Here is a 10820-nt window from a genome sequence, read left to right as displayed (position 1 = left end):
GCCTTGGATCCTTGCACACTTCCTCATCGCGCTTGTGACCGAACCCCTCTCGCAGGAGTTGGGTGTCTCTCCCCCTTGAGCGACGGGCGCCCGCTACTGTGGCGCGCCACCCGCCAGATCGTCGCCTCTCTGATCGCAGCGATCTTCGCTCAACCTCCCTTGGCAACCCTGCGCCGAAATCTCCGTGCCTTGCGATATCGCTGGCGTGAGCCACCGCGAAAGCGCAAATTCCAGTCCATGCCAAAGCTATCTTAGCGCCTATGCCGTCGACGCACGCTTTGAGTTCAGCGACGTCCCGCAGTGCGCCGGGTTCGGACCTTACCGACTTCAGGCTCCACGCAACCACAAGAAGTTCGCCCATTTTTACATCGAAGAAGCCACTCCTATCTAACACCGGCGATTCCGGTCGAACATGATCAATCGCTGCCGCCAACCTGCGGCTATTACTTGGATTTCGTACTTCTGCCGTCCTGGTTCTGAGCCCTCTTGGGCTTGGAGTTCAGCGGTACGTCGCGCCAATAATATTCCGCGTAGCGCGAGAAGGCCCAAATGAAGCTGGCGGTCAGCCAAACCAGGGAGATTAGGACAAGGGACAGAAGCAAATTCTGCCACCACGGAGAAATATCTGCCCATTGCCCTGGATCATACCTGTTCAGATCGGTGGAGGAGGAGGGAAGCGCGTTTTCGACATTAATCCCGATCCAGAAGACGATGTTCGAAACAATAAAGAGCGATGTGGCCAGGTAGAGCGTGATCTCAATCCGGTTCGATATTCGATCCGCGACGGTGACGTTGAGCTGATAGAAAAACTTGGAAAAGAAAGTCACGAGAAAAAGCGTTGTCGCGGCAATGACCAGCGCCGGCGCCAGACGCTTTATCCATGGATCGACCGCATCGATCGGGATGACGTTGAGATTGAATATCCAGTCCACGATCAGAGCGGTTCCACCGACTCCGATAGTGAAGACGAGAACCCGCGCGATCTTATCACCTTGCCGATAGAACCTTTGCAACTTTTGCCGCGCCGCATCGACATAACGGTTCGTGTCAAATCCATACTCGTCGAGGAAGGCTATGAGCGCCAGAATGATGCCGAAGAATGCATCGCCGAAGGATTTTCCGTAGACGCCGAAAAGCGCGTAAGTGATAGACACGGCTGCGACAGCCAGTTTCAGATTGAAATGTCTGGACCTGGGCGTAGCCGGTTTGTTCAGCAAATCGTTCACGGTTTCCCTCCGCTGTAACATTTCCCCGACAGCCAGAATAAGCCGGTTAGATCGAATTGCAATTGCGCGATGACGGGACGGTGTCGGTAGTAAGTTGCAACCTTTTTGGACCTTTCAACCTGAATGAACCGAATTCACGCCCCTGAAATCGCTCACCTGTTAAATACTCAGAACAAGCTCGTCATTCATTACGACGTTCATTGAGCAGGATTGTTGAGCATTACCCTTTCATGAGCCCTGAACTCACGTATGCTAGTGTGCCAGGCCTCTTGTCGCTGACCGTTCAGCGACCAGCAGGCGCGGTCTTGTCAATCACAGCTGAAATCGCCTTCTGCCACACGCCGACGAGGTCACGCGCTTTCACTACCAACTTTGCTCAACGGAAATTCTGGATCACGTTTGAGCACATGCCAATCTGAATTTTCCGCAACGATCTATTTGATAATACTTCCGGGGTCATCCTGAAGTCACTCGCCTAGCCAGCTCAGTTCGCTTCAACGTAGGCAGCGGCTCGATACCGCCCATAGCCGACCTTCACGAACAGCCCTTCCTCGCACATCCGGGAGAGGTAGCACCGTGGGATGCCGACGTCGGTGAGATCGCGAGTCCGTACCTCGCCGCGTTCTTGCGCCAGAGCAACGGCGCGATTCCGGAGCGATGGTGGACGCCCACCTGCGAGGTGTAGCGCTTCCGCGCGGTCCCGATCACGTTTTCGCATTTGATGCGGCAGTGCCGCGTCCCGGAGTAGCGCTATGGCGAATTCGTATTTCTCAGATTCATCGATCCCGGAGAGCCAACTTCCAAAGATTTGGCCAATCGTGAGCATTGGCGACGGCATAAGCCGCAGCTCTTTGTGCAGCAGATGCGCGAGGTTGGCGGCTTCGGATTTGAGGACATTCCACGCACGGCCGTTTGTTCTGCCCAATTGAGCGCGGATATCGTGCCGCTCATCTACCATGGAAGCAGTCGAACGACGCCGCTCGCTGGCAAAGTGTTCGCCTTGCGCTTGCCCGATCTCATCGATTGCAAACACGGGAAGCTTCACTTCGAAACGCGCGAAACCTCTGTCGCACATACAACATAGACGCCACCGCTGACTTTGTTCTAACCGGCGTCAATCACGATCATCGGATTGAACCGTGGCGGACCCTTGGCGAGCAGCGCACCGCCATCATTAGGGGGACAAAGGAACTTGGAATCGCGCTTGTAACGACCCCGAACTTCGGTCTTCTGCTCGACAATCCGCGAACAGATGATCTTCACGCGATAAAGCGTATCGCCATCACATTCGAAGAATTCCAGCGTGAAGGGGTGGCCTGCGCACTCCATCCTACGGCCGGACCTATCGGGACTTTGAGCGCTGGTCGAGACTTATTGCCGAGCGTTGTTTGGTGCAAGGCTGCAGCGCGTATTTGTCGAGCATCAGCTCGCCAACATGACGGCGTCGTGCCGAGCGGTGCCGCCGCATGATGCCTCAACGTCGGGCTCACCACAAACAATGCTGTCCCCATTGAACGAAACTGTCGCGAAGCGAACAGTCGAACTGTAGCCGAACGTTTTTCCGTTCGTGCTTGGGTGGATCCGCAAGGCAAAAACAAGGAAGTGCGAACCAAGGTCCGCCCGCACAATTGAGCTTCAAGCCGCAGCTGGTCGTCAGGCTGGCACGTCATTTGCGGTCGAATGCAGGACCCTTTGTGACGCCTACCTTTACCAGCTGAGTTGACTGTGATGATTGTACAAAATTTTGCATACCTCCATTTCGGCGAAAATTATGTTATCGACAGCTAAAACCATATATTGGACAACAATCACCAGAATACATTCTAGGATTTCCTTCAGGGCTTAGCTGACGGCGCAGCAAAACTGCGCACGTTTCGAGGTTGTTCACAGAATCACTCGCGTCCATCACTTTATTATTAAAGCGGAGATCGACAATGACCATTAGGAGCCTCCTCCTCGGCTCAACTGCGGCACTGATTGCCGTTTCCAACGCTCGCGCCGTCACCACCGCCGCCGAGCCTGACCCGACTGAGTACGTCAAGATCTGCGACGTCTACGGCTCGGGCTACGTCTACATTTCAGGCACCGAGACCTGCCTGCGAATCGGCGGCTCTGTCCGTTACAACGTCGGATTGTTTGACCACTCAAGAACCTCGGATGTGAGGACTGGTGAGCATCAGAGCGCGTTGCAAAACAACACACGCTTCACATTGAAAACCTGGACCGGCCAGGAGACCGAACGCGGGACGTTGAAGACCTACACCGAAACCCGCGTGAACTTCGGCAGCCACCAGACATCGGTTTCGGACAGTTCTCGGTCCTATGGCTTGAACGGAGGCAGCGGCCTGACTATCGCCTGGATTCAGCTTGGTGGCCTGCGAGTTGGTAAGGACCGGTCGGCTTTCGACATGTTTATTGGCTGCGCGGGTGATGTACTGAACCAGACGCCGGCTCCGTACGGCGCTTTCGATACCAATGTGGTTCAGTACTACTTGGACGCAGGGAACGGCTTTTCGGCCGTGGTTTCGCTGGAACAAGGCTCGGACGTGGTCGCCACAATCGACAGCTACGCTCCCCACATAGTAGGCGGCTTGAAATACGCACATGGCTGGGGAGCGATCACCGGCGTTGCAGCTTATGATAGCAACTACGAATCGGTGGCCGCCAAGGTCCGTGTCGACATCAATGTCACCAACGAACTGTTGCTATCCGGAATGTTGGGCTACGGTTCCCATGGCCAGCTCAACTACGGCTCGACGAATTCGGTAGACGCTCATGGTCGCGGTTTCTATAAACCTTGGGGCGGGAACTGGGCTTTCTGGGCTGGCGCCGATTACGAGCTCACCGAGTCAGCTTCGTTCAACCTTCAGCTCTCGGGTGATCAGCTCAACAACTATGGTGTCGCTGCGAACGTCGCCTATGCGTTCCTTCCAGATTTCACAGTTACGGCTGAACTCGACTATGACCGCTACGGAGGCTCCGCCGTCGGAAAGGTGAAAGCTTCCGAAGTGAACTGGACCAATGCCAACAAGAAGAGCAGTGTCGGCGGTATCCTGCGTTTCGAACGCTCATTCTAATGCGATGAAGCGTTGAGCTCCGAGGTCCAGTTGATGCGCGGACATTCCCCCTACATTCCGTTGATTGTGCATGCACGGCTCGGACGGCCGTCGTACGCGGCGACCGTCATAGAGGGGTTTGACGCCGTGCTCCTGAACACGGCGGTCCCGAGGGCGGCCGATCCGGTCGGCATGGCGCGTGCGTTCGGCAAAGCGGTCGATGCCGGTCGTGAAGCTTTCAGCTCGGGAATGCTCGAACGGCGCTACCCACCGACGATCGGCAGGGCCGTCTACTCATGAAGTCGTGGACGTGCCGGCTGGATTGACCGGCTGGTTCCGCTCGGCGTGAGTCTGGTGCAGCTCCGGATAAAGGATATGGACGAGAAAGGACTGCAGACGGAAATCCGCCGCGCGAACGACGCCTGCGCGGTCCATGGTTGCCAAGTGAGTAAACGACATTTGGCGCACGGCAATCGTGGAAGGCTGCGACTTCGTCCTCTTGGTCAAAAGGATTTGGCTGCCGCCGATGCTGGCGATGAAATAAGTCGGATTGAAGCTCGGCCTGTCGATCCACGATCACACCGAACTGGAAACGGCGCCAGTGGCGGAACCGGAGTATGTGGCGCTCGCCCCAGTCTATCCAACAGCCTCAAGAAGATGAATGGGCGTCGCGAGGACTCGAGCGGATCAGCGGTGGAAGCACCAGGTCGCGCCGATCCCATTGGTCTGCATCGGCGGCCTCAACCTTACCGTCTCGAAGGCGTTTTTTGAGGCTGGCGCGGAAAGCGCAGCCGTGGTCACCGACTTTGCGCTGAACGACGCCCCAGAAGCGCGCACGCGAGAATGGATCGAAAGACAGAGCAATGGCGCCGAGGCGAGAACCGCATCTGCTCGTTGTTGTCGGGTCAGATTCCCGCGGGGGGGCTGGAATTGCCCGCGAGATCGAGACGATCGCTTGCCTTGACGTGCGCACCTGCCTTTGCTGTCAGCGCGCTGACGGTGCAAACCCAGGAAGACGCCTTGGAAATCCAAGTTACGCAACCCGGTCTGGTGACGGGTCAAATGCGCGTTGCGCTTCAAGCTAACAGAGTGGCCGGCACCAAGGTTGGCATGCTCGCAACGGCTGAGATCATCGTCGCTGCGGTTGCAGGCTGTGCTGCGCGAATATCGGGCGCATATCGACAGTCCAGATCCGGTGCTGGCTTCCACGTCAGGCCGAGCGCTTCTTGAAGCAAGCGCCATCCCGCATCATGAAGTAGCATCTGATGCCGCTTTGCCGTGTCGACACCCAATGTCATTGAACTGGCGCTTCTTGCCGGCTCAGTGCTACCGGTGAATGAGGCCGGCGCGCTTCAACAAGGACCCCAAGCCACCCCGTCTGCCGGACTCCTCCAAATTCGAAACACGGATGGTTCCTATCCAGACAATTGATTTTATCAATCTGCGACAATACCGCATAGCGGCGCCGGCGGAATGATCACCGGTAGCAAGACGAGCTGCTTTCAGTGGCCTGCACGACGCGCACCGCGACCGAGTACAAGCCGGCTCGTCTGCAGCCATGTTCGGATCGGCCGCATCGGTGCGCCGAATGAGATTGCCGGCGGAACGCTCTATTCGTGCAGCTGTGACGGCAGTCATCTCACCGGAGCCATCCTGCCGATGGATGGCCGGCAGTCGGTGCAGCATGGGCTGACACTGTTCACGGAATGAAGCCGCTCGCGCTTCGGACGGTTGAAATGGAGGACATTAGCTTGGAACCGATCAGTCTCGACGAGCTTCTGGCCAGCGTCGGCAAGGAAGTCGGCGTGTCGCCGTGGCGGGTGGTCTCGCAGCGGATGATCGACCAGTTCGCCGAGTCCACCGATGACCACCAGTTCATCCACTGCGATCCGGAGCGCGCCAAGCGCGAGACGCCGTTCGGCGGCACCATCGCACATGGCTTCCTGTCGCTTTCGCTTTTGTCGGCGATGACTTTCGAGACCATGCGGCCGCTCGAAAACTGCAAGATGGGTGTCAACTATGGCTTCGAATCGCTGCGCTTCCTGGCGCCGGTGAAAACCGGATCGCGCATCCGCACCCGTTTCGTACTGGCCGACGTCAAGGTCAGGCCGTCGGGCTGGGTGCAGACGGCGCTGGGCGTGACGATTGAGATCGAGGGCTCGAAAAAGCCGGCGCTGACCGCGCGCTGGTTGACGCTGACGCTGATCAAACGCCAGCCGGAGGCGGCCTGAATTGTCAACGAGCGTCAGCAGAGACGATCTTCACGTGCCGGGGCGATGTAGGCGACCAGTGCGCACCGATCGGCAACGCGGCCACGGGGGTCGGCTAGATAGAGTGGCAGGAATGCCTAATCGGGGCTCCGACTCGGAAGGGGCTTCGATGTATCGGAAGCGCTTCGGCTTTCGGCGCTGCATTCCTTCTTCACGAAGGTCCATGGAGAATTCCCGACTACGGGGTCGAAAGATCGGCTTGTGATCGGAGTGGGCAGATCCTCCCCGACTGAATCTGCCAATAGGGTGTTATCGAGTCAACCGGGTCGAACTTGAGGTCGCGGGTGTCGCTGATCGGCTGCTCGTCGAGCTCGAGAGCTGCCAGCTAAAGGCAGAACACGGCTATGAAGAGCTCCGCAGTTGATGTGGATGCCCAGAGCTGGGAGTGCACCGACGAGTTCCCAGCGGGCGAACTTGCCATTGGTAGCGCGCCAGACCAGTGGCGAGAAACCCTCGATGAGAAGGCCCCCGAGGCGCAAGCGGGATGGACTACAGTGGCGTTTGGCGAGAGGGCCTTCGAAGACGAGATCGAGTGTAAGATGGACGAGCTCGACACGCGTATCGCGCAGTCCCTGCGATCGCGCCTTGTCCGCGGCGCTCGTGCGAGCGAACTGTTGGTAGATCGAGCTGACTAGATGAACCGGGATGGCATTAAAGCGGAACTGGAAGAGACGCCCTGGCCGAACTAAGCAAGATCAATCCAGCCATCGCTAAAGGTAGGCGAACACGAGACGTTCGGACTCCGTGCCGCTGAAATCCTCAAATTGAATCGGCCGGACCGTTGGAGCTATCATCACCCGCTTGGCTTCCAGAGCTACGGAGCGGGTTGATTATCTGAACGTCCTCGAAGTCCTTTTCATTGTCGGTCACTACGACACACTCGTTGGCTTCGGCTACAGCGGCAATGATTGTGTCTAGGGCGCTCCGCGAACGGCCTATGGCTTTGCCGTTGGCCATCAGCCGCGCCCACACGAGGCCAGCTTTCTCGTCGAACGATAGCACGCGGCCAGCGAACAGCGCTTGCGGGCCTTCGGAGCCCTCGAACCAAGTTTCAAGGCTGCTGCGCTTTTTCCCCTTCGGCTTCTCTAGGATGCCTCGGCGAATTTCGGCGACAGTAAGCGAAGCAATGAAGAGGTCTTCGTCCTTCTGCGCGCCCATCCAGGCCAGCAACGAGCCCGAAGGCTCCGGCTTTATGACGTTGCTGATGATATTGGTATGAAGAAGGTAGCGCGTCACAGGTCGATCTTGCGCCCCTCTTCGCGCGGCCGGCTGAGGTCGAGATTGGAGCCAACCAGAGGCGAGCGACGCAACGCGGCGAGAATGCTGCCCGCTTTCGGTGGCTCACCCGCCACGGCTTGCTGTATGGTCCGACGAAGCTGTCGGGCATCCGGCCCGCTCTCCGTTAATTTTCGGGCAAGAGTTCGCAGCAGATCGCGGTCTGCGTCGAACGCCTGGATCTCGAACCGCGCGATGCCGCGCTCAGCCAGGCGAGAGCGATAATTCTCGATGGCTCTCTTCTGTGCAGTGTTGCCCATCGCGTGCCTCCGTTCTCTATCCGGATATATAGCCATGGCTTCTTCGGAGCACAAGGTGCCCCGTCATCGGCCAGCACTGGCTCTTGCGCGACGCGCGCTATTGATAGAATTCCAGCTTGTCGAAGCACTGACTTGGCATCATTGTCGCGAAACGGAGTATTTCGCGTCAGGACAGGAACGCGATCATAGCGCGCCGAAACGGCAACAGCCGAAAAGCTTCGTGTGGTCGCCGGCGCGGCCCGCGAATCGGCTGTGTCTGCGTCGCCGAAGCCCGATCGACGCTTCGTCAATCTGGTCCGGCTGCTGGCACGACAGGCCGCACGGAATTTCGTTCAAGCCGAAACGGATAGCCAGACGCGAGACCGCGTCCCGGAGTAAGGGGCCGCCTCATGAAGGTCGCGCTTGGCGCTCGCTACTCAACTGACAATCACCGAGACGCCTCGATCGAGGATCAGTTGCGGCTCTGCTGCTTGCGTGCTGAAAAGCAAGGCTGGACAGTCGTCGACAGCAATACCCACCGCGCGATCTGCGGCGGGTCGCTGTTGCGTCCCGGCCTTCAGGAGCTGATCAGCGATGCGATGCAGGGCAAATTCCTGATCGTGCTCGCAGAGGCGATGGATCGCCTGACCATGACCGCTGCAAACCGGGAGCAGGCCAGGCTGGGCAAACGTTGCAACAGATCCTTCAAGAAAATTCATAGACTCTTAGCAACTCCGGCTCGGTGTGAATGGTAGGCTTATTGCAACGTCTGAGGTCAGTGGTTCCAAAACGTGGCCCCGCTTGTCTTCGACTCGCCGAACTGCTTGCAATTTCGGCTAAAGGCAAAAGAACGCCCTTTGTTGTTCGACAGGGCGATATCGGCAGTCGCCACAGCCACCGAGATTTGTCCGGTCGTTGGACAACCTTCAAAAGCTGCGACTTCTGTGGAGGACGCGAATGAGAAATTCGGTAGGACTTGGTCCTGAGCCATGATGACACTGGTTAGTCGCCTACGCATGGCAGCGCATCCTGACCGCCTTCGAATCCTGGGCCTTTGTGCGCATGCGGACCTAACTGTCTGCGAGCTAGCGGAGATTCTGAGCGTGTGTCGAGAGCGGGTTGCGCGACACGTCCGGCTGCTCGCCAGAGCCGACTTTCTTTGCTGCAACGAACAGCCTCCGTGGCGCTCGTACCATCTCAACGCAGGATCCAACGACGGCGGGCTGGTTCAATTATTGGTCGATCTCCTGCCCCATCGCGACGGCTATCATAAACAGGACCTGCAGCGGCTCGAAGCGGTACGAGACACGCGGCCGAAAGGGACCGCGTGCTTGATCGTGAAATAGGTCAATCCAATTGGAGCGCGAAGCTACCATGGACAACTCCGCAGACGGCGCAATCGCACAGCCGGACACCCACGGGCGGTCTTCCTTGGCCGCGGTTGATTGCCGCGTCCACGAGCTGCTTCTGAGACAGGAGCGGCAGGAGCGGACGACCCTCAAGCTCATCGCCTCAGAGAACTTTGCGTCCTCGGCCGTGCTGGAAGCGAACGGCTCGATTTTCACGAACAAGTACGCCGAGGGGTACCCCGGCGCGCGCTACTACGCTGGAAACGAGATCGTTGATGAGCTTGAGGATCTGGCCATTGAGCGCCTGAAAACGCTATTTGGCAGCGAGCATGCCAACGTCCAGCCTTATTCCGGCTCGCCGGCCAACCAGGCTGTCTATCGTGCGCTTTTGAGTCCCGGTGACAAAGTCATGGGCTTGCCCCTTCCGGAAGGGGGCCATCTGACTCATGGTTGGGCCATCAACTTTTCCGGAACTGACTATCAACGCGTGCCCTATGGACTAGATGAAAAGACACAGCAGATTGACTATGACCGCTTGCGCGAGACAGCCAAGCGGGAACGGCCGCGGCTCATTTGGGTCGGCGGAACCGCTTACCCGCGTGTCTTTGACTACGCGGCAATGGCAGAAATTGCCCTGGAAGCGAACTCCTATCTCGTAGCCGACATTGCGCACATCAGCGGCCTGATTGCCGCGGGAGCGCACCCGAATCCCGTGGGCCATTGCGACGTGGTCAGCAGCACGTCCCACAAGTCGATCCGCGGTCCCCGCGGTGGCTTTATTTTGTCAAGGAACGAAGATCGCTATCAGGCCCTGTATCATACAAAGAGCAAATACAATCTCGCCAGACGAATAGACCGGGCGGTCTTCCCTCACCTGCAAGGCGGACCTCACATGAATGCCATCGCTGCGCTAGCGGTTGCCTTGCACGAAGCCGCGAACCCGTCCTTCCGAAGCTACAGCCAACAGACGGTCAAGAATGCCAAGGCTCTGGCACATGCACTGCTTGAGCGAGGTTATGACCTGGTTACCGGGGGGACGGACAATCACATGCTGATCCTTGATCTTCGCGATCGGCCACTATCGGGCAAGGCCTATGCCGAGCGACTAGCAAAGGCAGGAATCATCACAAACTTTAATATGGTGCCTGGCGACCCGCGGCATCCGGCGGTCACAAGCGGAATTCGCCTGGGGGCGCCAGCAGTGACGTCAATGGGCATGCGCGATGTGGAAATGGTGCAAATTGCTGGCTTCATTGACTCCGTCCTCCAGCGGCCAGACGACGAAGATCTCCATGCCTGCGTGCGAAGAGACGTTGCCGACTTGTGCGCTGCGTTCGAGGTCCCGGGCATCTCCGACAAGTAAGGTGGGCCAAGCAAAATGCCCATACCACATCCAACATCCGAA

At 58.0% G+C, this 10820-nt stretch carries 10 protein-coding genes and 1 pseudogene; 7 read left to right on the top strand and 4 right to left on the bottom strand.

What is annotated here, in order from left to right:
• Positions 1 to 443: 443 nt before the first annotated feature.
• Positions 444 to 1226, bottom strand: coding sequence for a hypothetical protein (locus X733_RS138400; protein WP_023820166.1), 783 nt, complete (start codon positions 1224 to 1226; stop codon positions 444 to 446).
• A 484-nt stretch (positions 1227 to 1710) separates the two neighbouring features.
• Complete coding sequence (locus X733_RS1000000171110) at positions 1711 to 2259, bottom strand: type IV toxin-antitoxin system AbiEi family antitoxin domain-containing protein (RefSeq protein WP_245274543.1); 549 nt, start codon at positions 2257 to 2259, stop codon at positions 1711 to 1713.
• A 901-nt stretch (positions 2260 to 3160) separates the two neighbouring features.
• On the opposite strand from X733_RS1000000171110, the gene X733_RS138410 reads away from it, so the two are divergent.
• The 4 genes and pseudogenes from X733_RS138410 to X733_RS138425 all read left to right on the top strand — a co-directional run bounded on the left by X733_RS138410 (position 3161) and on the right by X733_RS138425 (position 6513).
• The gene (locus X733_RS138410) at positions 3161 to 4303 is read left to right on the top strand and encodes a porin (RefSeq protein WP_023820164.1); all 1143 of its coding nucleotides are present in this window, start codon (positions 3161 to 3163) and stop codon (positions 4301 to 4303) included.
• A gap of 18 nt (positions 4304 to 4321) precedes the next feature.
• Positions 4322 to 4582 (top strand): annotated as a pseudogene (locus X733_RS138415) (thiazole synthase); the annotation flags it as partial.
• Between the two features lie 543 nt (positions 4583 to 5125).
• Entirely contained in the window at positions 5126 to 5512 is a 387-nt protein-coding gene (locus X733_RS1000000171100; RefSeq protein ID WP_023820161.1) for a bifunctional hydroxymethylpyrimidine kinase/phosphomethylpyrimidine kinase, read from the top strand.
• 506 nt (positions 5513 to 6018) lie between these two features.
• The gene (locus tag X733_RS138425; protein WP_031194149.1) at positions 6019 to 6513 is read left to right on the top strand and encodes a MaoC family dehydratase; all 495 of its coding nucleotides are present in this window, start codon (positions 6019 to 6021) and stop codon (positions 6511 to 6513) included.
• A 798-nt stretch (positions 6514 to 7311) separates the two neighbouring features.
• Here the strand turns inward: X733_RS138425 and X733_RS138435 are convergent.
• Complete coding sequence (locus tag X733_RS138435) at positions 7312 to 7788, bottom strand: type II toxin-antitoxin system VapC family toxin (protein WP_023820159.1); 477 nt, start codon at positions 7786 to 7788, stop codon at positions 7312 to 7314.
• Positions 7785 to 8087, bottom strand: coding sequence for a hypothetical protein (locus tag X733_RS138440; protein WP_023671839.1), 303 nt, complete (start codon positions 8085 to 8087; stop codon positions 7785 to 7787). Before X733_RS138440 ends, X733_RS138435 begins: the two co-directional genes overlap by 4 nt.
• 389 nt (positions 8088 to 8476) lie before the next feature.
• Here X733_RS138440 and X733_RS138445 point away from each other — a divergent pair, with 389 nt between their 5' ends.
• The 3 genes from X733_RS138445 (at position 8477) to glyA (ending at position 10778) form a co-directional block, all read left to right on the top strand.
• Entirely contained in the window at positions 8477 to 8821 is a 345-nt protein-coding gene (locus tag X733_RS138445; RefSeq protein ID WP_023820157.1) for a recombinase family protein, read from the top strand.
• A 234-nt stretch (positions 8822 to 9055) separates the two neighbouring features.
• Positions 9056 to 9412, top strand: a complete 357-nt coding sequence (locus tag X733_RS1000000168935) for an ArsR family transcriptional regulator (RefSeq protein WP_081726248.1) — start codon at positions 9056 to 9058, stop codon at positions 9410 to 9412.
• A gap of 28 nt (positions 9413 to 9440) precedes the next feature.
• Positions 9441 to 10778, top strand: a complete 1338-nt coding sequence (gene glyA, locus X733_RS138450; protein ID WP_023820156.1) for a serine hydroxymethyltransferase — start codon at positions 9441 to 9443, stop codon at positions 10776 to 10778.
• Positions 10779 to 10820: the final 42 nt, after the last annotated feature.

This window comes from Mesorhizobium sp. L2C066B000, from assembly GCF_000502335.1.
Classification (GTDB): Bacteria; Pseudomonadota; Alphaproteobacteria; order Rhizobiales; family Rhizobiaceae; genus Mesorhizobium.
Note: the sequence above shows the minus strand (reverse complement) of the source record. Positions and strands in the feature narration are given on the sequence as shown.